The organism is Sphingosinicella sp. BN140058 (assembly GCF_004135585.1).
Classification (GTDB): Bacteria; Pseudomonadota; Alphaproteobacteria; order Sphingomonadales; family Sphingomonadaceae; genus Allosphingosinicella.
In genome coordinates, this window is sequence record NZ_CP035501.1 from 2,691,112 (window position 1) to 2,714,271 (window position 23,160).

General features: G+C 65.6%; 27 protein-coding genes and 1 tRNA gene. 15 read left to right on the plus strand and 13 right to left on the minus strand.

All coding sequences use genetic code 11. From position 1 onward, the window contains the following. The first annotated feature begins 6 nt into the window (after positions 1 to 6). Genes ETR14_RS12225 through ETR14_RS12240 form a run of 4 tightly spaced genes read left to right on the plus strand, consistent with a single transcriptional unit; the run spans position 7 to position 4,428 of the window. Positions 7 to 468 carry a RidA family protein gene (locus ETR14_RS12225; RefSeq protein ID WP_129384865.1) on the plus strand — a complete coding sequence of 154 codons (462 nt, stop codon included), beginning with the start codon at positions 7 to 9 and terminating at the stop codon, positions 466 to 468. After that, a complete protein-coding gene (locus ETR14_RS12230; RefSeq protein ID WP_129384867.1) occupies positions 440 to 1,183 on the plus strand; it encodes a glycerophosphodiester phosphodiesterase family protein in 744 nt (247 codons plus the stop codon). Before ETR14_RS12225 ends, ETR14_RS12230 begins: the two co-directional genes overlap by 29 nt. Further along, on the plus strand, positions 1,176 to 2,318 hold the full coding sequence (locus ETR14_RS12235) for a GNAT family N-acetyltransferase (protein WP_129384869.1): 1,143 nt from the start codon (positions 1,176 to 1,178) through the stop codon (positions 2,316 to 2,318). The genes ETR14_RS12230 and ETR14_RS12235 overlap by 8 nt, the downstream gene beginning before the upstream one ends. 25 nt (positions 2,319 to 2,343) lie before the next feature. Further along, positions 2,344 to 4,428, plus strand: a complete 2,085-nt coding sequence (locus ETR14_RS12240) for a S9 family peptidase (protein WP_206186031.1) — start codon at positions 2,344 to 2,346, stop codon at positions 4,426 to 4,428. A gap of 18 nt (positions 4,429 to 4,446) precedes the next feature. Here ETR14_RS12240 and ETR14_RS12245 read toward each other — a convergent pair whose 3' ends face one another. Continuing rightward, a complete protein-coding gene (locus ETR14_RS12245) occupies positions 4,447 to 4,839 on the minus strand; it encodes a thioesterase family protein (RefSeq protein ID WP_129384870.1) in 393 nt (130 codons plus the stop codon). A 65-nt stretch (positions 4,840 to 4,904) separates the two neighbouring features. After that, entirely contained in the window at positions 4,905 to 6,980 is a 2,076-nt protein-coding gene (locus ETR14_RS12250; RefSeq protein WP_129391780.1) for a S9 family peptidase, read from the minus strand. Between the two features lie 166 nt (positions 6,981 to 7,146). Between ETR14_RS12250 and ETR14_RS12255 the strand changes: the two genes are divergently transcribed. The 4 genes from ETR14_RS12255 to infA all read left to right on the plus strand — a co-directional run bounded on the left by ETR14_RS12255 (position 7,147) and on the right by infA (position 10,203). Next, positions 7,147 to 8,940 (plus strand): aminopeptidase P family protein, encoded by a 1,794-nt coding sequence (locus ETR14_RS12255; RefSeq protein ID WP_129384872.1) that lies wholly within the window; start codon positions 7,147 to 7,149, stop codon positions 8,938 to 8,940. A 256-nt stretch (positions 8,941 to 9,196) separates the two neighbouring features. Further along, positions 9,197 to 9,271: transfer RNA gene (locus ETR14_RS12260), tRNA-Thr, on the plus strand. 134 nt (positions 9,272 to 9,405) lie between these two features. Further along, positions 9,406 to 9,612 carry a hypothetical protein gene (locus ETR14_RS12265; RefSeq protein ID WP_129384874.1) on the plus strand — a complete coding sequence of 69 codons (207 nt, stop codon included), beginning with the start codon at positions 9,406 to 9,408 and terminating at the stop codon, positions 9,610 to 9,612. Positions 9,613 to 9,939: 327 nt separating this feature from the next. After that, entirely contained in the window at positions 9,940 to 10,203 is a 264-nt protein-coding gene (gene infA / locus ETR14_RS12270) for a translation initiation factor IF-1 (protein WP_129391783.1), read from the plus strand. A gap of 37 nt (positions 10,204 to 10,240) precedes the next feature. On the opposite strand, the gene ETR14_RS28340 is transcribed toward infA, so the two are convergent. The 3 genes from ETR14_RS28340 to ETR14_RS12280 all read right to left on the minus strand — a co-directional run bounded on the left by ETR14_RS28340 (position 10,241) and on the right by ETR14_RS12280 (position 11,101). Then, positions 10,241 to 10,414, minus strand: coding sequence for a hypothetical protein (locus ETR14_RS28340; RefSeq protein ID WP_165356419.1), 174 nt, complete (start codon positions 10,412 to 10,414; stop codon positions 10,241 to 10,243). Positions 10,415 to 10,611: 197 nt separating this feature from the next. Continuing rightward, positions 10,612 to 10,812, minus strand: coding sequence for a hypothetical protein (locus tag ETR14_RS12275; RefSeq protein ID WP_129384876.1), 201 nt, complete (start codon positions 10,810 to 10,812; stop codon positions 10,612 to 10,614). 82 nt (positions 10,813 to 10,894) lie between these two features. Beyond that, entirely contained in the window at positions 10,895 to 11,101 is a 207-nt protein-coding gene (locus tag ETR14_RS12280; RefSeq protein ID WP_129384878.1) for a cold-shock protein, read from the minus strand. 284 nt (positions 11,102 to 11,385) lie between these two features. On the opposite strand from ETR14_RS12280, the gene ETR14_RS12285 reads away from it, so the two are divergent. Then, entirely contained in the window at positions 11,386 to 12,171 is a 786-nt protein-coding gene (locus ETR14_RS12285; protein ID WP_243455884.1) for a Crp/Fnr family transcriptional regulator, read from the plus strand. Continuing rightward, on the plus strand, positions 12,146 to 12,451 hold the full coding sequence (locus ETR14_RS12290) for a hypothetical protein (RefSeq protein ID WP_129384879.1): 306 nt from the start codon (positions 12,146 to 12,148) through the stop codon (positions 12,449 to 12,451). Before ETR14_RS12285 ends, ETR14_RS12290 begins: the two co-directional genes overlap by 26 nt. Before the next feature lie 37 nt (positions 12,452 to 12,488). Here the strand turns inward: ETR14_RS12290 and ETR14_RS12295 are convergent, their stop codons facing one another. Beyond that, the gene (locus ETR14_RS12295; protein ID WP_129384881.1) at positions 12,489 to 12,812 is read right to left on the minus strand and encodes a PilZ domain-containing protein; all 324 of its coding nucleotides are present in this window, start codon (positions 12,810 to 12,812) and stop codon (positions 12,489 to 12,491) included. A 3-nt stretch (positions 12,813 to 12,815) separates the two neighbouring features. After that, a complete protein-coding gene (locus ETR14_RS12300) occupies positions 12,816 to 13,244 on the minus strand; it encodes a PilZ domain-containing protein (RefSeq protein ID WP_129384883.1) in 429 nt (142 codons plus the stop codon). A 144-nt stretch (positions 13,245 to 13,388) separates the two neighbouring features. On the opposite strand from ETR14_RS12300, the gene ETR14_RS12305 reads away from it, so the two are divergent. Both ETR14_RS12305 and ETR14_RS12310 read left to right on the plus strand, forming a co-directional pair. Next, on the plus strand, positions 13,389 to 14,390 hold the full coding sequence (locus ETR14_RS12305; protein WP_129384885.1) for a low specificity L-threonine aldolase: 1,002 nt from the start codon (positions 13,389 to 13,391) through the stop codon (positions 14,388 to 14,390). Positions 14,391 to 14,400: 10 nt separating this feature from the next. Then, positions 14,401 to 15,300, plus strand: coding sequence for a DMT family transporter (locus ETR14_RS12310; RefSeq protein WP_129384887.1), 900 nt, complete (start codon positions 14,401 to 14,403; stop codon positions 15,298 to 15,300). A 20-nt stretch (positions 15,301 to 15,320) separates the two neighbouring features. On the opposite strand, the gene ETR14_RS28345 is transcribed toward ETR14_RS12310, so the two are convergent. The 6 genes from ETR14_RS28345 to ETR14_RS12335 all read right to left on the minus strand — a co-directional run bounded on the left by ETR14_RS28345 (position 15,321) and on the right by ETR14_RS12335 (position 20,666). Further along, positions 15,321 to 15,461, minus strand: a complete 141-nt coding sequence (locus ETR14_RS28345) for a hypothetical protein (protein ID WP_165356420.1) — start codon at positions 15,459 to 15,461, stop codon at positions 15,321 to 15,323. A 19-nt stretch (positions 15,462 to 15,480) separates the two neighbouring features. Next, the gene (locus ETR14_RS12315) at positions 15,481 to 16,752 is read right to left on the minus strand and encodes a M48 family metallopeptidase (protein ID WP_243455885.1); all 1,272 of its coding nucleotides are present in this window, start codon (positions 16,750 to 16,752) and stop codon (positions 15,481 to 15,483) included. A gap of 53 nt (positions 16,753 to 16,805) precedes the next feature. After that, the gene (gene recF / locus ETR14_RS12320; RefSeq protein WP_129384889.1) at positions 16,806 to 17,864 is read right to left on the minus strand and encodes a DNA replication/repair protein RecF; all 1,059 of its coding nucleotides are present in this window, start codon (positions 17,862 to 17,864) and stop codon (positions 16,806 to 16,808) included. Positions 17,865 to 17,956: 92 nt separating this feature from the next. After that, positions 17,957 to 18,616 carry a hypothetical protein gene (locus tag ETR14_RS12325; RefSeq protein ID WP_129384891.1) on the minus strand — a complete coding sequence of 220 codons (660 nt, stop codon included), beginning with the start codon at positions 18,614 to 18,616 and terminating at the stop codon, positions 17,957 to 17,959. Positions 18,617 to 18,732: 116 nt separating this feature from the next. Beyond that, positions 18,733 to 19,845 carry a DNA polymerase III subunit beta gene (dnaN, locus tag ETR14_RS12330; RefSeq protein ID WP_129384893.1) on the minus strand — a complete coding sequence of 371 codons (1,113 nt, stop codon included), beginning with the start codon at positions 19,843 to 19,845 and terminating at the stop codon, positions 18,733 to 18,735. A 143-nt stretch (positions 19,846 to 19,988) separates the two neighbouring features. Next, complete coding sequence (locus ETR14_RS12335) at positions 19,989 to 20,666, minus strand: outer membrane protein (RefSeq protein WP_129384895.1); 678 nt, start codon at positions 20,664 to 20,666, stop codon at positions 19,989 to 19,991. Between the two features lie 131 nt (positions 20,667 to 20,797). On the opposite strand from ETR14_RS12335, the gene ETR14_RS12340 reads away from it, so the two are divergent. The 3 genes from ETR14_RS12340 to ETR14_RS12350 all read left to right on the plus strand — a co-directional run bounded on the left by ETR14_RS12340 (position 20,798) and on the right by ETR14_RS12350 (position 23,133). Continuing rightward, entirely contained in the window at positions 20,798 to 21,286 is a 489-nt protein-coding gene (locus ETR14_RS12340; protein WP_129384897.1) for a hypothetical protein, read from the plus strand. A gap of 78 nt (positions 21,287 to 21,364) precedes the next feature. Beyond that, complete coding sequence (rlmN, locus tag ETR14_RS12345; RefSeq protein ID WP_206186032.1) at positions 21,365 to 22,549, plus strand: 23S rRNA (adenine(2503)-C(2))-methyltransferase RlmN; 1,185 nt, start codon at positions 21,365 to 21,367, stop codon at positions 22,547 to 22,549. Further along, on the plus strand, positions 22,546 to 23,133 hold the full coding sequence (locus tag ETR14_RS12350) for a septation protein IspZ (protein ID WP_165356421.1): 588 nt from the start codon (positions 22,546 to 22,548) through the stop codon (positions 23,131 to 23,133). Before rlmN ends, ETR14_RS12350 begins: the two co-directional genes overlap by 4 nt. Positions 23,134 to 23,160: the final 27 nt, after the last annotated feature.

Consider the following 23,160-nt stretch of genomic DNA (forward strand, 5'->3'; position numbering starts at 1 on the left):
GAAACCATGACCGATATTTCCTCCCGCCTGGCCGAGCTCGGCATCACCCTGCCGGAAGCTGCGGCACCGGTGGCCGCCTACGTGCCGACCGTGCTCGTCGGGAACCTGCTCCACATCTCCGGGCAGGTCTCGTTCGAGAACGGCGCTCTCCTCACCGGGCGGCTCGGCGAGGACCGCGATCTCGACTATGGCGTGCGCGCGGCCCGTGCCTGCGGCCTGATGCTGCTGGCCCAGATCCAGAAGGCGGTCGGCCTCGATCGGGTCGAGCGGATCGTCAAGCTGGGCGTGTTCGTCACCAGCGCGGGATCGTTCACCGATCAACCCAAGGTGGCGAACGGCGCCTCCGAGCTGATGGAGCAGGTGTTCGGGGACGCCGGCCGCCACGCCCGCAGCGCCGTCGGAGTTCCCGCTCTTCCGCTTGGTGCGGCGGTCGAGATCGATGCCGTCGTCGCCGTCCGGCCGGCCTGATCCCTTTCTCCTCGCCGCCCGCCCGATCGCCCATCGCGGGCTGCACGGCGGTGGGCGGATCGAGAATGGCCGCGCCGCCTTCGAAGCCGCGATCGCCGCCGGTGATGGCATCGAACTCGACGTTCAGGCGAGCGCGGATGCCGTGCCGATGGTGTTTCACGATCCGACACTCGAACGCCTGACCCTCGCGCGCGGCCCGGTGAAGAATCTGACGGCCGCTGCACTCGCTGAGATCCGGCTTCGGGACGGCGAGGACCGGATCGAGCCGCTGTCCGGCATCCTCGATCTGATCGCTGGCCGGGTGCCCTTGCTGATCGAGGTCAAGGCGCGGCATGGGCACGCGCGCCGGCTGGCGGCTGCGGTCGCGACCGCCGTTCGATCTTACCCGGGCCCGGTCGGGATCATGTCGTTCAACCCCGAAGTGCCGCATTGGCTCGCCCGCAACGCGCCGCACCTCCTGCGCGGCCTGGTCGTCAGCGAGCAGGGCAAGGCGGGTTTGCGCGGGGGGGCCGAGCGGCATCTTGCACTTCTGCGCGCGCGACCCGACTTTCTCGCCTACGACGTGCGCGATCTTCCTTCCCCCTTTGCCGCCGCTTTCCGCAACCGCGGCAAGCCGGTCTTCACCTGGACGGTGCGAACCGCTGCGGAGCGCGCCCGTGCGGCCGCAGCCGCCGACCAGATCATTCACGAGCTTTCCGAAGGATCGCATGTCTGAAGTCGTTGCGCGGATCGGCGCCGGGGTCGGGAGCTTCGATGCGGAGGCATGGGATGCCTGCGCCGGCACCGGCAATCCCTTCGTCACCCACGCCTTTCTGGCTGCGCTCGAGCAATCGGGCAGCGCCACGGCGCGGGCGGGCTGGCAGCCGCTGCCGATCGCGGTGGAGGATGCCGACGGGCATCTCGCCGCCGTTACCCCGGCTTATGTGAAGAGCCACAGCCAGGGCGAATATGTCTTCGATCACGCCTGGGCCTCTGCGTGGGAGCGGGCCGGCGGCGATTATTATCCCAAGCTGCAGATCGCGGTTCCGTTCACGCCGGTGCCGGGGCCGCGGCTGCTGACCCGGGATCCGGCGCTGGCACCCTTGCTGATCCGTGCGGTCGAAACGGTGGTGCGCCAGAACGATCTCTCCTCCGCCCACGCCACCTTTCTCGCCCCGGCGGACGTCGCGGCGTTCGAGGACGCAGGCTGGCTGATCCGGACCGACAGCCAGTTCCATTGGCAGAATGAAGGCTATCGCAGCTTCGACGAATTTCTCGCCGCGCTGTCGTCGCGCAAGCGCAAGACGATCCGCAAGGAGCGCTCTGCGGCGCTGGACGGCCTCACCGTCGAGCACGTCACCGGCACCGCGATCACCGAGCGGCATTGGGACGCGTTCTGGACCTTCTACCAGGATACCGGCGCGCGCAAATGGGGGCGGCCCTATCTGACCCGCGAATTCTTCTCCCTGCTTGGGCAACGGATGGCGGATCGAATCCTCTTGATCTTCGCGCTCAGGGACGGCGTGCCGATCGCCGGTGCGCTCAACATGATCGGCGCGGATACGCTGTACGGCCGCTATTGGGGTGCCGTTGCCGAGGTTCCGCACCTCCATTTCGAGATCTGCTATTATCAGGCGATCGACGCTGCGATCGAACGCGGCCTAACGCGCGTCGAAGCGGGTGCTCAGGGTTCGCACAAGCTTGCCCGCGGCTATCGGCCGGTGCCGACCTTTTCGGCGCATTTCATCCCCAATCCGAGCTTCCGCAAGGCGGTCGCCGATTTCCTGCAGGCCGAGCGCGAAGCGGTTGCGGAGGAGATCGAGCAGCTCGAGGATTTCACGCCTTTCCGCAAGGGAGAGCCTCACGCATAAAGCCTCCTGAAAAACCAAGGGGAATATGATGCTGAGACTGTCCTGCGCCCTGCTTCTGGCCTGCACGGCCGCCTCGCCGGCGCTCGCGGCGCCGCCGGAAGGACCGTCCCGAACGTTCGAAGCGCGGGATCTGTTTTCGCTCGAGGCGGCAACCGATCCGCAGATCAGCCCCGACGGATCGAAGATCGCCTATGTCCGCCGTTCCGGCGACATCATGACCGATCGCATGCGCCCGTCCATCTGGCTGGTCGACACCCGCACCGGCGAGCAGATGCCGCTTGCCGCCGGCCCGGGTTCCCATAGCCAGCCGCGCTGGTCTCCCGATGGCAAGCGTCTCGCCTACATATCGTCGGGCGAGGGGAGTTCGACGCAGCTCTTCGTGCGCTGGATGGCCAGCGGCGAATCGGTGCGGATCACCAACCTGCCCGACGCGCCGACGAGCATCGCCTGGTCTCCCGACGGCCGGCAGATCGCTTACGCCATGTTCGTGCCGGGCGAGGGGATGAAGCTCGGTTCGCTGCCGCCCAGGCCGGAGGGCGCCAAATGGGCGGAGCCGCTCGAAATCCACTCCGACGTCACCTATCGGACCGATGAGGAAGGCTATCTGAAGCCTGGCTTCAGCCACATCTTCCTGGTTTCCGGCGACGGCGGCGCGCCACGCCAGCTGACCTTCGGCTCTGTCCACGACAACGGCCCGTTGTCCTGGACTCCGGACGGGCGCGCGATCCTGTTCAGCAGCAACCGTTCGCCCGATTGGGCGAAGGAGCCGCTCGACACGGAAGTCTACGCGCTCGACGTCGTCGGCGGCGGGATCACGGCGCTCACCGATCGCTTCGGACCGGACAACCAGCCCGCAATCTCCCCCGACGGGCGGCTGATCGCGTTCACCGGCTTCGACGACAAGCGGCTCGGCTACCAGAACGACGTCCTCTACGTGATGAATCGCGACGGCAGCGGCCGCCGGGCGCTGACGGAGCGCCTCGACCGCTCGGCGGAATCGCCGATCTGGGCATCCGACGGTCGTTCGATCTTCATCGCCTATGACGATCATGGCGAGCGCAAGGTCGCACGAGTCGCTCTCGACGGCACCATCCGCACCGTCGCCGAAGGACTGAGCGGCGGCGCCCAGGATCGTCCCTACACCGGCGGCAGCTTTTCGGTCGCGAAGGATGGTTCCATCGCCGCGACCAGCGGCAGCGCCAGCCGTCCCTCCGACGTCGCCCTCTATCGCGCCGGCGCGAAACGCCAGCTCACCCGGCTCAACGCCGAGCTGCTCGACGGCAAGCGCCTCGGCGAGGTTCGCAAGCTCACCGCGACCTCGTTCGACAACCGTCAGATCGAAAGCTGGCTCACCTTGCCGCCGAGCTGGCGCGAGGGGCAGCGCTTGCCCCTCATTCTCGAGATCCACGGCGGCCCATTCTCGGCTTATGGTCCGTCGTTCGCCACCGACAACCAGCTTTATGCGAGCGCGGGGTACGCCGTCCTGTCGGTCAACCCGCGCGGTTCAACCTCCTATGGCGAGGACTTCGCCAACCTCATCCACCATGCCTATCCCGGCCGCGACTATGACGACCTGATCGCGTCGGTCGATGCCGCGATCGCGGCCGGCTTTGTCGACCCCGATCGCCTGTTCGTTACCGGCGGCTCCGGCGGCGGCGTGCTGACCAGCTGGATCGTCGGCAAGACCGATCGCTTCAAGGCCGCGGCGACCCAGAAGCCGGTAATCGACTGGACCAGCCAGGCGCTGACCGCCGACGGGCCCGCCTTCTTCGCGCGCTACTGGTTCGGCGCCTATCCGTGGGAAGACCAACAGGCCTATTGGAACCGGTCGCCGCTGTCGCTGGTCGGCAACGTCAAGACCCCGACCCTGGTCGTCGTCGGCAGCGAGGATTATCGCACGCCGGTCAGCCAGTCCGAGGAATATTATACCGCCCTGCAGCTGCGCGGCGTTCCGACTGCGTTGGTGAAGGTGCCCGGCGCCGGCCACGGCACCATCGCCAGCCGCCCCTCGCAAAGCGCAGCCAAGGCTGCGGCGATCCTCGCCTGGTTCGAAAAGTACAAGAATGGCGCGCCGGCGGCGGCCCGGAGCGGAGCGACAGGCGCGAACTGAACCCGGCGGCGCCGGAGGTCACGCCATGAACGGTGCGGCGACCTCCGGCGGCACCCGCAAGGGTCGCCCCGTCTCCTTGTCGAGAATCGCCCATGTGGTCTTCGCCCGCACCCGCACCTTGCCGTCGGCACCGGTGAATTCGACATGGCGATCGAAGCGGGCGCCGCGCGGTGCGTCGGGGATCCAGGTGCGCCCGGTCACGGTTTCGCCCGGCAGCACCGCGCGCAGATAGTCGATCTCGTGCCGGGTGACCACCCAGACGTAGGCATTCTGATGTTCGACCGGCGCAATCGCTGCCCAGTGGCTGGTGGCGATGTCCTGGATCCAGCGCACCCAAACCGCATTGTTGACGTGGCCGAGCTCGTCAATGTCGTCCTCGGTGGCCGTGATGCTGAGATGGAACGGAGTCATCCTGCCCTTGCCTGCTTGGCCGTCGCGGCGAACTGCCGGCGCGCCGGCAGTTCGCCTTCGTGCGGCTACTTCGCTGTGTCGTCGCCGATCTGGGTCAGAACGAAGGCATAGGCTTCCGCCACTTCCTGCAGACGGTCCCAGCGGCCCGATTTGCCGCCGTGGCCCGCGCCCATGTTGATCTTGAGCAGCAGCAGATTGTCGTCCGTCTTGGTGTCGCGCAGCTTGGCCGCCCATTTGGCCGGCTCCCAATAGGTGACGCGTGGATCGTTGAGGCCGCCGGTGATCAGCATCGGCGGGTAGGCCTGTCGCTTGACCTGATCGTAGGGGCTGTAGGAGCGAATATATTCGAACGCCGCCTTGTCGGTGATCGGATTGCCCCATTCCGGCCATTCGCCCGGGGTGAGCGGCAGGCTCTCGTCCTGCATGGTGTTGAGCACGTCCACGAACGGCACGTCGGCGACGACAGCGCCCCACAATTCCGGGTTCATGTTCGCGACCGCGCCCATCAACTCGCCTCCGGCCGAGCCGCCTTGAATTCCGATCTTGCCCGGCGCGGTGTAGCCCTTGGCGATCAGGCCCTTGGCCGCGTCGACGAAGTCGTTGAACGTGTTGGTGCGCTTGTCGAGCTTGCCGTCCAGGAACCAGCCGTAGCCGAGATCGTCGCCGCCGCGAATGTGGGCGATCGCATAAGCGTAGCCGCGGTCGAGCAGGCTGACCCGCGAGGTCGAGAAGCTCGGCGGGATCGCATAACCATAGGCGCCGTAGGCATAGAGGAACAGCTTGCCCTTGCCGTTCTTCTCGAAGCCCTTCCTGTAGACGATCGAGACCGGCACTTGCTTGCCGTCGCGGGTCGGCAGCATCAGCCGCTCGGTCGCATATTGGCTGGCATCGTAGCCGGACGGGATTTCCTGGACCTTGAGGGTCTCGAGCCGGTCGTCGGACGGGTGATAATCGTAGACGGTCTGCGGCGTGACCATCGACGAATAGCTGAGGCGATAGGCGGCGGGAGCGAATTCGGCATTGCCGGCGAAAGACGCGCTGTAGCTCGCTTCCTTGAACGGGATGCGCTCCTCCTTGCCGGCATAGCTGCGAAGCACCAGCTGATCGAGGCCGTCGACCCGCTCGGAGATGGCGAGGTGGTCGCGATAGGCGGTGGCGCCGCGCAGATAGACCCGGTCGGAGCCCGGGATCACCGTTTTCCATGCCTCGGGCTTGGCCGGCTCGGCCTCGGCGAGACGGAAATTGACGTGCTCGTCATTGGTCACGATCCACAATTTGCCGTGCGCGGCGTCGACCGAATATTGCCGCTTGGGCTTGCGCGCCGAGATCAGGGTCGGCGGCGCGAGCGGATTGGCGGCCGGAACGAAACGCACCTCGTTGGTGGCATTGTCGCCGGTCGAGATGAAGATCAGGCTGCGATCCTGCGCGCGGGAGAGGCTGACGGTGAAGCCGAGCTCCTTGGTTTCCTCGTAGAGCGTCTTGTCCTCGGCCACGGCCGTGCCGAGCCGGTGGTAGCGTGCCCGGTAGGATCGCCAATTGTCGTTGACCTCGGTGAACACCACGCCCTTGCTGTCGCTGGTCCAGACCGGCGAGCCGATCCCGACTTCGGTCACCGTCTCGATGTCCTTGCCGGTGGCGAGATCGCGGATGCGGAGCTGGAAGCGCTCCGAGCCATTGTCGTCGACCAGGGTGGCGCCGAGCCGGCCGTCCGGGCTGACCTCGAGCGCGCCGAGCCGGTAATATTCCTTGCCTTCGGCCTCGGCGGCCTCGTCCAGGATCACCTGCTCGGCACCCCCGGCAACCGGCTTGCGATACCAGGTGCGATATTGCGCGCCCGGCTTGAACGCCCACCAGTAGAGATAGTCGCCATCCCGCGCAGGCACGGACGATTCGTCCTCCTTCACCCGGCCCTTCATTTCCTCGAACAGGGTGGTGACGAGCTGCTCGTGCGGCGCCATCGCGGCTTCGAAATAGGCGTTCTCCGCCTTGAGATAGGCGAGCACGTCGGCATCATCGACCTTCGGGTAACCCTGGTCCTTCAGCCAGAAATAGGGATCTTCGATCGTATAGCCGTGGCGGCTGTAGCTGTGGGGACGCTGCTGGGCCTTGGGCGGTGCTGGAAGGTTCGAAGCTTTGGTCATGCTGGCTTTCTGAGGCTGCGCGAAGGCCGCGCACGGCGCGGCAAGGGCGAGGATGGGCAGGAACATGTACGGCTTCAAGGTGCGATCCCCCGATGGGCGCCAGACTGGCGCTGTCTCCCGATAGGGCTTACTTAGCGCCTGGTCAGCAGCCTAGGGAAGATTGCACATGTCGACGTACGAAGCCCGCCTCCAGGCCTTGCGCGAGCAGCTGAAGGCCGATCGCCTCGACGGCTTCGTGGTGCCGCTCACCGACGAGCATATGAGCGAATATGTCGGCAGCTATGCCCAGCGGCTCGCCTGGCTGACCGGCTTCCAGGGCTCCGCCGGATCGGCAGTGGTGCTGCCTCAGGAAGCCGCCATCTTCACCGACGGCCGCTACACGCTGCAGGTTCGCGATCAGGTGGACGGGCAGCATTGGAGCTACCAGTCGGTCCCGCAGACCAGCGTCGCCGACTGGCTCAAGGACCACGCGCCGAATGGCGGCCGCATCGGCTACGATCCGTGGCTGCACACCCGCGACTGGGTCGCCCGTGCCCGCGAGGCGCTCGCCGCCCGGGGTGCAGAGCTGGTGGCGGTCGAGCGCAATCCGATCGACCGGGTGTGGTCCGGGAAGCCGGCGCCGTCGCCCGCCAAGCTGGTCGTTCACGGCGATGCGCTGGCCGGCAAATCGTCGGCCGCGAAGCGCCAGGAGATGGCGGACTGGCTGAAGGCGGAGCAGGCCGATGCCGCCGTGCTGTCGGCACTCGATTCGATCGCCTGGACGTTCAATGTGCGCGGTCAGGATGTCGAGCACACGCCGGTCGCTTTGTCCTTCGCGCTCGTTCATCACGACGGTACCGCCGACCTGTTCGTCGCGTCGGAGAAGCTGGGCGAAGACGTTCGCCAGCATCTCGGCAACGGGGTGCGGATCCACGAACGGGATGCGTTCGAACCGCACCTTCGCGGGATGGCCGGAAAGACGGTGATCGCCGATCCGGAGCGTGCCGTCGCCGCGATCTTCGGCGCCCTCGAAGCCGCAGGCGCTCGCACCGTCGCCAAGCGCGATCCGGCCGTTCTCCCCAAGGCGATCAAGAATCCGGTCGAAATCGCAGGCCACCACGCCGCCCAGGCGCGAGACGGCGCGGCGCTCACCCGCTTCCTGCACTGGCTGTCGATCGAAGCGCCCGGCGGTCAGGTCGACGAGCTTTCCGCCGCGGCGAAGCTGCAGGACTTCCGTCAAGCCTGCGGGGACCTGCGCGACACCAGCTTCGATACCATTTCAGGCGCCGGGCCCAACGGAGCGATCGTCCATTATCGGGTGACCGAGGACACGAACCGTCGGATCGAGATGGACTCGCTCTATCTGGTCGATTCCGGCGGCCAATATCCCGACGGCACCACCGACGTCACCCGAACCGTTGCGATCGGAACGCCGAGCGCCGAGATGCGCGACCGGTTCACGCGCGTCTTGAAGGGCCATATCGCGATCTCGGCCGCGCTCTTCCCCGACGGCACGCGGGGCAGCCAGCTCGATACGCTGGCCCGCCAGTTCCTCTGGCAAGCCGGTGTCGATTACGCGCACGGCACCGGACACGGAGTCGGCTCCTACCTCGCCGTTCACGAAGGGCCGCAAAGAATCGCGCCGGTCGGCAGCGGCCAGGCCGGAGGCGATGAGCCGCTGCGTGCCGGCATGATCCTCTCGAACGAACCAGGCTATTACAAGACCGGCGCCTACGGCATCCGAATCGAAAATCTCGTCCTCGTCGTTCCGCGGGACATCGACGGCGCGGAAAAGCCCATGCTCGGCTTCGAAAACCTCACCTGGGCACCGATCGATCGCACCCTCATCGACCTCGATCTCCTCACCCGGGAGGAGCGCGCCTGGGTCGACAGCTATCACGCGCGCGTGCTGGAGATCGTCGGGCCGCAGCTCGACGGTGAGGTTCTGGAATGGGCAAGGGCGGCCTGCGCGCCGCTCTGAGCCGCGGGGGAAGACGGCGCCTGCGTCTAATCGGGTCGGTCCGAGCTCTCCGGAGTTACTGGCGGCTCGTCTCCGCGCGCTTGTGCCTTCCTGCGGCGGAGGTTCTGGCGAAGGGCTTCTGCGAGGCGGCGGGCACGGTCTTCATCGGCTTTGCTCATTCCGGAAAAATACGATGCGGCGAGGACTTGGCGCAAGCTGCCTTGACAGCGCCGGCCGCCGCAGCCAATAGGGCCGCCGTCTCCCGACAGGCGATGATGCTGCCGTAGCTCAGTGGTAGAGCGCATCCTTGGTAAGGCTGAGGTCGTGAGTTCAATCCTCACCGGCAGCACCATCGCCCGTCGGAGACGTCTTGGTCCTCCGTCCGATCGACCTCCACGTCGTAGACGCCGCCTTTCCGTCGCGCTCGAGCGCGCTTGTGAGACAATTTCATTTGGCTTGCGCAGGCACAGGGCCCATCTCGGCAGCATGAGCAGCGTCACCATCCTCGAACGAGCGTTCGAGCTCGCCCGCACGGGCGAGCACACTTCCGTGCAGAGCATCAGGGCACGTCTGAAAGGCGAAGGGTTCGCCAACGTCGAAGCCCATCTGTCCGGCCACTCCATCACGCGTCAGCTGCGCAAGATCTGCCTCGAGGCGAGGGCTGGGGCAGCCGCTGAGCAACCTCTCGCGTGATGCGGATTTGCTGACCTATCGGGCCGGTTTGCGGCAGACGCCGCCGGCCGGCATCCAGCCGCGCGGCGAATTGCCCGGGCATGCGGAAAGCGGCCCGTCATGCTTGCATTCGGCGCCCAAAACACCCATCTCGCGACAGCTATCAGTCGCAACGGACGGTCACTGGCGCTTTGCGGCTCCTTTTCCTTCTTCCCGCCTCTCCTAGCCGAGCGGGCCGGTGGCGGCACGCCACAGAAGGAAAATCCAGATGATGAACGAAACCGACAAGGTGTTCAGTCCCGCCCGACGCGCGATCAGCGTCCTCACTCTTCAGGCGGCTTGCTGAGCATGGTGAAGGAAGAGCTGCTGACCCTCGAAGGTCTGATCGACGAAATCTATCCTGACGGGCGCTTCGGCGTGAGCCTCGACAATAACCACCGGATCATCGCCTACACCGCCGGCAAGATGCGGCGCTTCCGTATCAAGTCGGTTGTCGGGGACCGCGTGCATGTCGAGATGACACCCTACGATCTCAGCAAGGGCCGCATCGTGTTCCGCGAGCGGACTCCGGGGCAGGGGCCCGGCGGCCCCCGCCGATCTTTCCGTCGGTGACGGAATTGCCGCGCGCCGGGTGGCGCGCGGTGTTCGATCAGGCCCGCTGGATCGGGCCGTGCGCTGGCTCCGGGCCCACGGCCCATCGCGCCTGGCGCTCGTAATAATGTGCGAGTTGGTCGAGCTGACGGCGTGCTTGCGGGTTGCGGCTTTCGGCAGCGTCCCTCCGGCATTGATCCGCTTGCTCGCGATAATATTCGGCTTCGATCATGCTGGCGCCCTAAGGTCTGAGCTGCGGCCTTAAAGCGTGCGGTTCACGATCGTTCCACATATCCCATGCGGTCGCCAAATAAGGCGCAGCCACGGAGAAAAGCGCGTTCCGCCCGGCGCATGCCGCCGCGAAGAACACGCTGAACGCGTTGCAGAAACTCGGATGCCGGCGACCGCATCGAACGACCCCGCCGACGGTCACGCGTCGAGGCGCAGGGCCGCTTTCTCTTCTTCCTGCTTGGCGCGAAAGACTTCGCTGCGGTGCGCGCGTGCGGCCATCGCGTCCCACGCCTCGGCCGAACGGAGGCAGCGATCCCGAACATTATCGAGCTTGGCGGAATTCGCATCGGCGCGCGCCTCGGCGGCACGCGCGCTGTAGAAATCGTGGTTGGAGGACATATCAGGTTCGTTCCTTAGGCCCCCCGGCTTTCAGGGACGGAAGCTGCGGCCGGGCCGCCGCTCCCGCCAAACCCCCGCAGGCTCAGGCCGCCTGAATGTTCACGGCGCTGGTCTTGCCGCGGCGATCCGTCTCGAGCTCGTAGGAAACACGCTGATCACGGTCGAGCGTGGTCATGCCGGCCGCCTGCACAGCGCTGATGTGCACGAACGCATCGTTTCCGCCGCCTTCCGGCTGGATGAAGCCATAGCCCTTCTCGGTGTTGAAGAATTTGACTGTTCCAATGGTCATCGACTTTTTCCTTCTTGAGGAGAACCGAGCGTCGGCGCCCCAATGCTAGGAGAGGCGAGAGAAGGAAAAAGGTGCCGCAAAGCGCCAGAACCCGTCAATTTGCGACTAGTAGCGATACCGGTTTACGCTCTTGACGTGGAATTTGCAACCAACGCTGCTGCCGCCTGTCCTTTGAGCCACACCCCGATAAGACCCTTCAGCTCTCGGTGGCGACTTGAAGTCGCTGCCGAGCCGACAATCAGCGCACCCGATCTTTGTGCTTAAAGGGGACTTAATCCAGATCAGTGAGCCTGCTGCGCCGCGATGTTAGCGTCGACCACTGGCATGCGTCTGAGGGGCTTATGGGTGTTGTAGAATTGGAGGGATTGAATCCCCTTGCCCGTAAGCTTCAGCGCCTGGGAACCGTATCGGATGAAGACGTACAATATGTCCTTGCCTTGCCGTGCTCGGTAAAAACCGTCCAAGCGGGGCACTATCTGGTTCGCGACGGAAGACCTGCTACGGAATGCTGCGTGCTGCTGTCCGGCTTTGCCTGCAGGCACAAGCTCGCTGCCAACGGGGCTCGGCAGATCGTGTCCTTCCATCTTCCCGGAGACATGCTGGATCTTCAGCATCTGCTGCTCGCGCTGGCCGATCATAATGTCCAGACGATCACCGAAGCCGTGGTCGGGTGGATCCCCAAAGGGGCGATCAGGGAACTTGCGGCGCGGAGCCGGGCGATCAACGATGCTTTGTGGCGTGATACCCTGATCGATGCCTCGATCTTTCGGGAATGGGTCCTGAACGTCGGTCGCCGCGATGCCAAGACCCGCGTTGCCCATATGCTGTGTGAGTTCGCCGCACGGTGCGAGGCTGCGGGCTTCGGCTCGCCTTCCGCGTTCGAGCTTCCGATGACGCAGGAACAGATTGCGGACGCGACGGGGCTGACGAGCGTGCACGTCAACCGCATGCTCCGCGCGCTCGAGTCGCAGGGGGCGATCGCCCGCGACCGCAGGCATATCCGGATTGCGGACTGGCCGCGCATGCGGGCCATCGCGGATTTCGATGCGGCATACCTCCACGCGGCCTGAAAAGGTCGGCAAGCCATGGTTAGCCTTGCGCTTTGATCTGGATCAAGGTTACGGGCGTATCGAGACGTTCCGTGCTCACGGCCAGATCGAGGCTCCGTTTCGAATGACCCACGATAATTCGGCCGAGTCCTTCCGGAATCTCGCAACCATGTGCCGACGGCAAGCCGCGGCGTCGACCACGCCGGGCGTGGCGGAATTGTTGCGGGAGATGGCGCGGAAATATGATGGTCGCGCCGAGCGCCTCGAAGAGAGTCAGCCGTTGCCGCGCCCCGAGCGGTAGGCCGCGGGCGCAAAAAGCTGCGCGGCAGCCGCGGCGATCAGCGTCCGGCCTTGCCCACCACCATGTTGAGCACGGCCGGATGCAACGGCCGCACGAACTCGCACCCGAGCAGATGGCCCCGCATCCAGACGACCCGGCTGTGCCAGGTTTCGAGCCCCGGCAGCTTCAGCCACACGTCGGTACCCTCGGCGAGTTCGAGATGGGTGGCGGCGCGGAAGCCGTGGGTCGAGAGGTCAAGGATCTGGATGGTGATCGCGGTCGCTCCGCGCTGGCGCAAACCGGCACCCAGCACCACCTCGGTGCGATCCGCCTTTCGGATCTCGCCATAGGGTTGCGTCGAAAGCTCGCCGATCAGACCCATAGATCATTCCCCGGGAATCGAGATGCCTACCGAAATGCCCCACATCTGCGCGAGCTTCCTGTCCTGGGCGCTCATGTCCTCGCCCAGCGCCGGGCGGCGGAAGCGCGGCTGATTCTGATCGGTGGTGGTGCGCTTGAGCTGGACCAGGACTTCGCTCTCGTCGACCAGATAACCGAATTCGAGGCCGGCGCGGCCTTCGCCGCTCCATGCCACCCGTGCCGGCACGCAGAGCGAACCGCGGATGAAGGTCACTTCCACGCCTTGGGCCGGGACGCGCTGCGCTTCGATCAGCGCGCCCTTGCGGGAAAGATCGCGCAGACGCACGTCGATCTCGATGGCGCCGATCTGAAGCTTGGCGGCCAGCAAGACGCGCGCCCGCTTCGCCGTGCGCTTGCCGGCAGCGGAACCGTCCACGAAATTCTGTACGCCCATCCAACCACTTCCTCGAAGAGTCCTGGATGGCAGCGTTACGCGCTTGCCACTAACCCATGGTAAACGCGGCGTAGAAAATTGCCCGTGCCGGCACCGGACGGGAGCTCGCTTTCCCCTCCGGCTCCGAGCCTCTATGCGCCGCTCATGCGATTCTTTTCCGACAACGCCGCCGCCGTCTGCCCCGAAGTGATGGCGGCTCTGGCCGCCGCCAACAGTCTCGACACGGCGTATGACGGCGATCGCTGGAGCCAGCGCCTCGACACGGTCTTCTCCGATCTGTTCGAGACCCAGGTCTCTGCCTTGTGGGTGGCGACGGGAACCGCTGCCAACGCACTCGCACTGGCCGCTTTGTGTCCGCCGTGGGGCAGCGTCGTCTGTCATCGCGACGCCCACATCCAGAATGACGAATGCGGCGCACCCGAATTCTACACCCACGGCGCGAAGCTGCTGCTCGGCGAGGGCACCGGTGCGAAGCTGACTCCGGGCACGGTTCGCGGGCTGCTCGACACCATCCGCAACGACGTCCATCAGGCGCAGCCGGCCGCCATCTCGATCACCAATGCCACCGAATATGGCCTCGTCTACACGCCGGACGAAGTCGCGGCCCTCGGCGCACTGGCGCGCGAACGCGGTCTCGCTCTGCACATGGACGGTGCTCGCTTCGCCAATGCGGTGGTGCGTCTCGGCTGCCCGGTGGCCGACATCACCTGGAAGGCCGGCGTGGACGCGCTGAGTTTCGGCTTCGCCAAGAATGGCGGGATGTCGGCGGAAGTGCTGATCTTTTTCGGGGAGCGCCACCGCCAGGAGACCCTCTACCGGCGCAAGCGGGCGGGGCATCTGCTGTCCAAGGGCAGGTTCATGGCCGCCCAGGTGCTGGCGATGCTGGAGAATGACGTCTGGCTGCGCAACGCCCGTGCCGCGAACGATGCCGCGGCCCGGCTCGCGGCGGCAGCGGGGGAACGGCTCGTGCTGCCGGTAGAGGCGAATGAAGTGTTCCTGCGGGTCAGTCCCGCGGAAGCGAAGAGCCTGCGCGATCAAGGGTTCGACTTCTATGATTGGGGCGTGGGTGAGGCCCGTCTGGTGACCAGCTGGGATTCGGACAGGCAGGCCGTCGATCGGCTCGCCGAAGCGATCGCCGCCTTATGAAGGGCAGGCCGTGAAGGCTGGACTGCTCCAGCCGAAGATCCTCTTCCCCTTCCTTCTGGTCACCTGCATCTGGGGATCGACCTGGCTGGTGATCCGCGATCAGCTCGGCGTCGTTCCGGCGGCGTGGTCGGTCACCTACCGCTTCGCCATCGCCGGCCTCGCCATGTTCGCTTATGCGCGTTGGAGCGGTGCCTCGCTGCGGATCGGGCGCGAAGGCCATCTCCTTGCGCTGTTGTTCGGCATTCCGCAATTCTGCCTCAACTTCAATTTCGTTTATGCCGCGGAGCATCACATCACCTCGGGGCTAGTGGCCGTCGTGTTCGCGCTGCTGCTGGTCCCCAATTCGGTGTTCGGCTGGCTGTTCCTGAAGCAGCGCCTGACCGGCGGCTTCGTTGCCGGTTCGCTCATCGCTGTCGCCGGAGTTGCCCTGCTCTTTCTCCAGGAGTTGCGGGCGAGTGAGACCTCGCGCGTGGAGGTGATGATCGGTATCGGAGTCACCCTGCTCGGCGTATTATCCGCGTCCGTTTCGAACGTGATGCAGGGAACGGAGCGGATGCGGGGACGGCCGATCTCGGCGATGATCGCCTGGGGAATGGCCTATGGCGTGCTCTGCAATGCGGCGATCGCCCTGACGCTGCATGGATCACCAACCGTCGAGATGCGCCCAGCCTATTGGGCAGGGCTCGTCTATCTCGGGCTGCTCGCCTCCGCGATCGCGTTCACCCTCTATTTCGGGATCATTCGCGCCATCGGCCCGGCCCGCGCGGCGTATTCGAGCGTGCTGATCCCGATCATCGCCATGGCGCTGTCGACCGTGTTCGAAGACTATCACTGGTCGACGCTTGCCGTCGCCGGCGGCGCGCTTGCACTCTCCGGTCTGGTGATCGCCCTGAAATCGCGTTCGGCCTGATCGCGTTCGCCTGATCGCGTTCAGCCGCCGTCGCCGGTGCCGGCATGATCGTTGCCGGTCTTCTCGATCTCCTCGACGGCGTCGCGCGCGGCGTCGTCGATGCTCTCGCCCTCACCCGGCGGCTCGGCATTGCCGGGAGCGCCGCGGTCCTGATCGCCCATCGTCATTCTCCTTTGCCGGTCAACGCATCGGTGAAGCGACCGTTGCCGGAGCCGGGCGCATCACCGCACGCTGCGCCGCGGGCAGCTCCGCCAGGTGCTCCGCCTTCCACCGCATCGCGGCGCGAACCCGGGTGCGGCCCGACGGGTGGTCGAAGAAGATCGCCTCTTCCAGCACACCGGGCTCGATCTTGCGATATTCCGAAAGCTTCATCGCCGTCGACGCGAAGGCGTCCGGTTCCCGTGCCGCATCGAGGCCGAAGCGGTCTGCGGCGCTTTCTTCGGTGCGCACCAGAGTGTTGACCGCCGGTGTCGCGAGCACGACGTAGACCGCCAGCACGGCGGTGAAGAGCGGCATCACCGCCGGGTCGGAGGGTACGTGCACGCCCCAGCGCTCGCCCCATCGTGCCAGGATCCGCGGAGTCAGCCACCAAAGCAGCAGGAAACCGCCGAGGAAGATCAGACTGACGCAGCCGATCAGGATCCAGATGTGGCCGAGCACGTAATGGCCAAGTTCGTGGCCCATCACTGCCTTGACCTCGGCCGGAGTGGCGCGACGGAGCAGATTGTCGTTCAACGAGATCCTTATTGTCGGTCCGAGACCCGAGACGTTGGCCGAAATCCGGTCGTGCTGCTTGGACTGATCGAACACATAGACATTCTCTGCGGGGACTCCATTGGCCTTCGCCATTCCGATGATCTGATCGCGCAGACGCCCTTCCGGCATCGCCTCGTAGGTGTTGAACAGAGGCGAGATGAAGACCGGCGTGATCAGCGCTCCGAACGCCAGGAACAGGGCCATGGTCGCGCTCGCCCACAGCCACCAGCTTCGCGGCGTGGCTCGGATAACCGCGAAGATGATCACGAGGGCGATCGCCGTCACGACCAACGTCACGCCAAGACCCGTCACCTGCTCGCCAACCCATCCGCCGAAGCCCAGATTCATCAGCCCATATTGCTTCTCGCGATACCAGTCCGTGTAGATCGTCCAGGGCAGCACGATCAGGCTCGAGACCAGCACGAACGGCAGAGCATAGAGCGCGGGTTGCAGCCAGCGGCGGCGGGTTACGCGCTGCGCCCAGCGAGACCAAGACGCCGACCAGCCGGAACGGAGCATGGTCCAGGCACTGGCGAGAGACACCAGCATGCCCCACAGCAACAGCCAGTATCCACCCTCGAAATAGGCGTCTGATCGCGCGCGCGCCGGACCGGTAAGGCTGTCGAGATACGCCCGCGTGGCGAGGTCGGGATCGAAACCCACACTGGCGGCAGTCGCAAGAATGTCGATCATCATGTCGCCCTCCCAGACCGGTTTATGCCTGCCCGCGTGCAAAAGGAAAGGGGACGTCAGCCAGCTTGAATTGCGCCGTCCGCGACTTCGAACCGGCTGGCATCCGCACCGACCTCCTCGAACAAGGCGGCTTCCGTTCCGGTCATCCACACTTGTCCGCCACCCGCATGCAGCCTGTCGAACAGGGCCGCCCGGCGCCGCGGATCAAGGTGCGCGGCGACTTCGTCGAGCAGGAGAACCGGTCGGCGGCCGGCGCGATCGGCAACGAGATCCGCGTGGGCCAGAATGATCGAGAGCAACAGCGCCTTCTGCTCCCCCGTCGAGCAGAGCGCCGCCGGCTGATCCTTGGCGAGGTGGGTAACGAAAAGATCGGTACGATGTGGTCCGGTGAGGCTGCGTCCGGCGGCAGCGTCCCGGGCTCGGCCGGCGCGAAGAGTGAAGGCCAGGTCCTCCTCCCCGCCCTGAAGCCGCAAGCCGGCGCGCGCGAAGGGACCCTCCGGCGCTTCGGCAAGGCGGGCGCCGAGCGATTCCACGGCGCCCGCGCGGGCGGCGGACAAAGCTGCGCCATGCTCGATCATCCGTGCCTCGAGCGCGGTCAGCCAATCGGGATCGGGGCGCTCCTCGGCCAACAATTTGTTGCGTGCCCGCATCGCCGCTTCGTAGCGCGCCGCGTGCACCGCATGGGCAGGATCCACCGCCAGCACCAGCCTGTCGAGAAAGCGCCGCCGGCCGCTCGCCCCCTCCTGGAAAAGCCGGTCCATCGTCGGCGTGAGCCAAAGGATGGAGAGCCACTCCGACAGCGACGTCGCCGAAGCGGCGGCACCGTTGATCCGCACCTGTCGCCGCTCCGGCGCATTGGACGCGGTACCGGTGCCGATTTCGACATCGTCGACCCGCGCTGCGATCGCGAAACCGCCGGGACCGTCGCTCCGCGCCATGTCGGTCAGCGCCGCGCCGCGTAGCCCTCGGCCCGGCGAGAGCATGGACACGGCCTCGAGGATATTGGTCTTGCCGGCGCCGTTCTCGCCGGTGAGCACGACCAGTCCCGGCCTCGGCGCCAGCAGCGCGTCGGGATAGGATCGGAAGTTCGTCAGCGAAAGGCGGGTGAGCGGCACGGTTCGGGGATGCGCATCATCCGCGTCTCAGGCAAGTCTTGTTAGCAATCGGGTTGAACGGTCATGCTTCCGCCGCTTGCAGTAAAGCGGGGCTATTGGGTGGCGGCTTGCGGCCGGTCGGCGAAGGCCAGGATGGCATGGCGCATGGCAGCCTGCTGCTTTTCGATCCATGCTGGATCGGGGGCATTCACCGCCTGCATCGTTTCGCGCTCGATCTCGGTGCGGGCCGCGACCAGCTTGGGAAACCACGGCGCTTTTTCGAATCGCATGATCGCGATCGTCTCGGCCGGCGTGAGTTTGGCCGCAGTGCGGCGCATCGAGGCGCGTTCCTCGCGCTTGATCGCTGCCGGATCGATGTTCGGTGCCCCTGTCGAAGCCACGCTGTCGACGGCGGCCGCGGCAATGGGCCGAATGTCGACACCTTCGAGCACCGCAAGCAGCATCTTCTGCACGGCAGGGACCTGGTACATTTCGATCGCCGCCCTCATCTCGGACGGAGTCAGCCGTGCCGCGAAGATCTCCGCATTTCGTTCCAGCATCTTGGTGACGAATGCGTCGACGCCGAGGCGGGCGATCGGCCGCGCCGCGTCGATCGCAGCCTTGCGGATGCCCGGAAATTCCGCCTCGAGAGCCGCTGTGCCCGGATCGTTCTCGAGCGCGGTGCGGGTAGCGATTTCCCACGTGCGCAGGTTCATCGCCCGCAGCGCATCCGCCGGATAGGCGAGGGCGGTAAGCGCGCGGGCGATCCGCATCGCCTCGGGAGAAGCCGGAGCCGTGCTCCCTGCGACACCGCGGGTCTGCGCCGCAGCGGCTCCCGGACCCTGCGCCCCGGCAAGAGCAATCAGACAGGCACAGGCGGCCCCGGCGATCACACCCGCATCGGCATCAGCACGTACAGCGCCGGCGCATTGTCATTCTCGCGCAACAGCGTCGGTGCCGCTGCGTCGGCAAGGTGCATCTCGACCGTATCGCCTTCGATCTGGCCCAGAATGTCCAGCAGATAGCGGGCGTTGAAGCCGATCTCGATGCCGTCGGAGGTGTAGTCGCCGGACACTTCTTCGGCCGCCGTGCCGTTTTCGGGACTGGTCACCGACAGGGTGACTCGGTCGCGGTCGAGCGTCATCTTGACGGCACGGGTTTTCTCGCTGGCGATGGTCGCGACGCGGTCCACGCCTTCCTCGAAGCTGCGCGGATCGATGCGCAGAAGCTTGTCGTTGGCGGTCGGGATCACGCGGCTGTAATCCGGGAAGGTGCCGTCGATCAGCTTCGAGGTTAGGATCGCGGTGCCGAGGCCGAAGCGGATCTTGGTCTCGGACAGCGAAACCTGCACGCTGCCGTCAACCTCGTCGAGCAGCTTCCGGAGTTCCGCCACGCATTTGCGGGGGATGATCACGTCGGGCATGCCCTCGGCGCCGCCGGGGCGCGGAACGGTGACGCGGGCGAGCCGGTGGCCATCGGTCGCCGCCGCCTTGAGCACGGGCTGTGCTTCGTCGGACACGTGCAGAAAAATGCCGTTCAAATAATAACGGGTCTCTTCCGTCGAGATGGCGAAGCGGGTCTTGTCGATGATCTGCTTCAGCGTCGTTGCCGGAAGCTCGAAGCGGGTCGGAAGCTCGCCCTCGGCAATCACCGGAAAATCGTCTCGCGGCAGCGTCGCCAGGTTGAACCGGGCGCGGCCGGCGAGAACCTGCATCTTGCCTTCGGAGGCGCTGAGCTCGACCTGGCTGCCCTCGGGCAGCTTACGCGCGATGTCGAACAGGGTGTGCGCCGACACGGTGGTCGCCCCTGCCTGGGTGACCTGCGCCTCGACGGTCTCGTTGATCTGAAGATCGAGATCGGTTGCCATCAGCCGAAGGCCGCCGCCTTCGCTCGCCTCGATCAGGACATTCGACAGGATCGGGATGGTGTTCCTGCGCTCCACCACGGATTGGACGTGGCCGAGGCTCCTCAGGAGCGTAGCCCGTTCGATCGTCGCCTTCATGGAATCCCCCGAAAATGGTACTTGCCCGCGGGTTGTAAAGCGGCGCCGCCTTTCTCGCTAGAGGGTAGTGCGGCGCTCGCGAAAACGGCCGGGGATAAATCCCCGGCCGCTCGCATGTTCGGTCTCGCGCTGGACGGAGGCGATCAGAAGCGCACGCCGAAGGCCGCGACAACCTGATGACGATCGAGGTTGATGTCGGTGCTGAGATTCTCGGCATCGAGGCCGTCGAGGTCGAAATCGTCGCTGAAATCGAGATTGTTGTAGTTGGAATAGCGATATTCGAGCTTGCCATAGGCGTTGGGGCCGAACAGCTGCTCGACGCCGGCACCGAGGCGCCAGCCATCGACATTGGTGTCGAATTCGAAGCGATCGTCGGCCGTGCGGAAACCGGCTTCGATGCTGGTGTTGGTGTAGCCGGCCTTGGCGTAGAGCAGGGTCCGCGGGGTAACGGCATAGCCGAGGCGCGCGCCGACATAGATGTCGCGGCCGGTCGCCACCCGCGAGGTGAAGTTGATGCCGTCGAGGCTCTCGTCGGCTTCCTGCTTGCCGCTCGAATCGGAATATTCCGCTTCGACGCCGGCGACCACGCCGCCGAGGTCGATATCATAGCCGACGCCGACGCCGTAGGTCACGCCCTCGATCGATTCGTCGCCATTGTCGCCGCTGGTGTCGACATTGTCGTCGTTGCTGTCGCCCGATTTCAGAGCATCGTAGCCGACGATCCCCTCGATGCGGGGGCCGGTGAACGGCGATGCTTCCTGCGCGAGCGCCGGGGTGGCGAAACTGCCGGCGAGAAGGGCGGCGACGAGATAGCTACGCATGACAATCACTCCATCTTGGGTGTTCGTGTGAACGGACCGCCTAGCGTTCCCCCTGGGTGAAAGGTTTCATTAACCGTACCTAAACGGCGATTCTTGTTGCATTCGGGCAACAGGTGGGCTCATGCTCATTTATGCTCCGGACGCTGCCGTTTCTCCTGCTTTCTCTGGTGTTTGCGGCGCCTGCCGCAGCCCAGAAGGCAAGCCTTGGCGTGTTCGGCCTTTGGGGCGCTTTCGCGGAAAAGAATCGCTGCTACGCGATCTCGGAGCCGCAACGGACCGCCAGGAACAATCCCCGCGGGGCATTCGCATCGATCGGCTGGTGGCCCGGCCGCGGCGTTAACGGGCAGGTTCATTTCCGCCTCAGCCATGTGAAGCGGCCGGGTTCGGCCGTCTTGCTGCGGATCGATGAACGGACGTTCCAGCTCGCCGGCGGCGGCGCGAATGCCTGGGCGCCCGATGCGCTCGCAGACGCCGACATTCTGGCATCGATGCGCGCCGGCGTCGAAATGACTGTCGAAACCCGATCGGAGCGCGGGCAGCTGGTCCGCGATTCCTACGCCCTTCGCGGCGCCGCCACCGCGGCCGACGCGGCCGCGATCGGATGCGCCCGGCGTCGCTGACGAACCGGAGTCCCGGGCCTCAATGGCCTAGAAAAAACCACCTTTCTCCCCTACATGGGGCTTCTCATGACAGCTCCCATGCCAATTCCCGGTCTGATCGACCCGGTTCCCGTTCCGCGTCCCGCTTTCGAGAGCGAGGATGGTCGTGTCGATCTCGTCGGCCTGCCGCGCGAGCAGATTCGCGACGCGCTTGTCGAAGCGGGCCTCGATCTCAAGCAGGCGAAGCTGCGCGCGAAGCAGATCTGGCATCAGATCTACAATCGCGGGGCGACCGATTTCGATGTGATGAGCGACATCGCCAAGCCGCAGCGCGCCTGGCTCGGCGCGCGCTTCAAGGTCGGCCGGCCGGACATCGTCGTCCAGCAGGTTTCGACCGACGGCACCCGCAAGTGGCTGCTCAAGACCGACGACGGCCATGATTTCGAGATGGTGTTCATTCCCGATGCGGACCGGGGCACTTTGTGCGTGTCCTCCCAGGTCGGCTGCACCCTGAATTGCCGTTTCTGCCATACCGGTACGATGCGGCTGGTCCGCAATCTGCGTCCGAACGAAATCGTCGGCCAGGTCATGCTGGCGCGCGATGCGCTCGGCGAATGGCCCTCGCAGCCGGAAGGCCGCATGCTGTCCAACATCGTGATGATGGGCATGGGGGAGCCGCTCTACAATTTCGACAATGTTCGCGACGCGCTGAAGATCGTCATGGACGGTGATGGCCTCGGCCTCTCCCGGAGGCGGATCACGCTGTCGACGTCGGGCGTGGTGCCGATGATGGCCAAAGCGGGCGAGGAGATCGGGGTCAATCTCGCGGTCTCGCTCCACGCGGTGACCAAGGACGTGCGCGACGAGATCGTGCCGCTCAACCGCAAATACGGCATCGAGGAACTGCTTCAGGCCTGTGCCGATTACCCCGGCGCCAACAACGCCCGCCGCATCACCTTCGAATATGTGATGCTGAAGGACAAGAACGACAGCGACGAGGACGCGCGCGAGCTCGTCCGCCTCATCCGCAAGTACAAATTGCCGGCCAAGGTCAATCTGATCCCGTTCAATCCGTGGCCCGGCGCCTTGTACGAATGCTCCTCCGGCGAGCGCGTGCAGCGTTTCTCCGACATCGTCTACGAAGGCGGGATCTCGGCCCCGATCCGGCGCCCGCGCGGCCGCGACATCATGGCGGCCTGCGGGCAGCTGAAGTCGGCGGCCGAGAAGAAGAGCCGGGCGGAGCTGGATCGGATCGCCGAGGAAAAGCAGGCGGCGCTCGCTTGAGCAGGGCTCTTCCGCCCGGCTACGATCCCGGTGTTCTCGATCGCAACAAGATACCGATCCTCATCGACGTCGCGCTCGGGCTGCTATTCTACGTCGTTGCCAAGCTGACCGATCTCAGCACCGCCGCACTGGTCGGCGCCGGCGCCGGCATCGCCCTCGTCGTCGCCCAACGCTTCGTCAAGGTCGATCTGGTCGGCGGGCTTGCCTTGTTCGGCGTATTCATGCTGCTCATCTCGGCCGGGCTGGCGCTGTTGTTCCAGGACGACATGGCGGTGAAGATGCGGACGAGCATCGTCGGCGTGATCAGCGCGATCCTGTTTCTGGGCGACGGCCTGCTTGGCGGCAATCGGCTCGGCAAGGGCCTGTGCCGGTATTTGCCCTACAGCGATCTCGATCCCGGTCGGCTCGCCCTGGGAATGGGCGTGGTCGGATTGCTGATGGCGGGGCTCAACTACGTCGTCGCCAAGATTGCCAGCACCGACGTGTGGCTATTTTATTCGACCTTCGTCGATTTCTTCCTGATGATGGGCCTGATCGTTCTCGTGTTTCGTTATGCCCGCGGGCAGATGTTCAGCCGCACCTAGCCCCGCATCGTCCGATTGCGCGGTCAA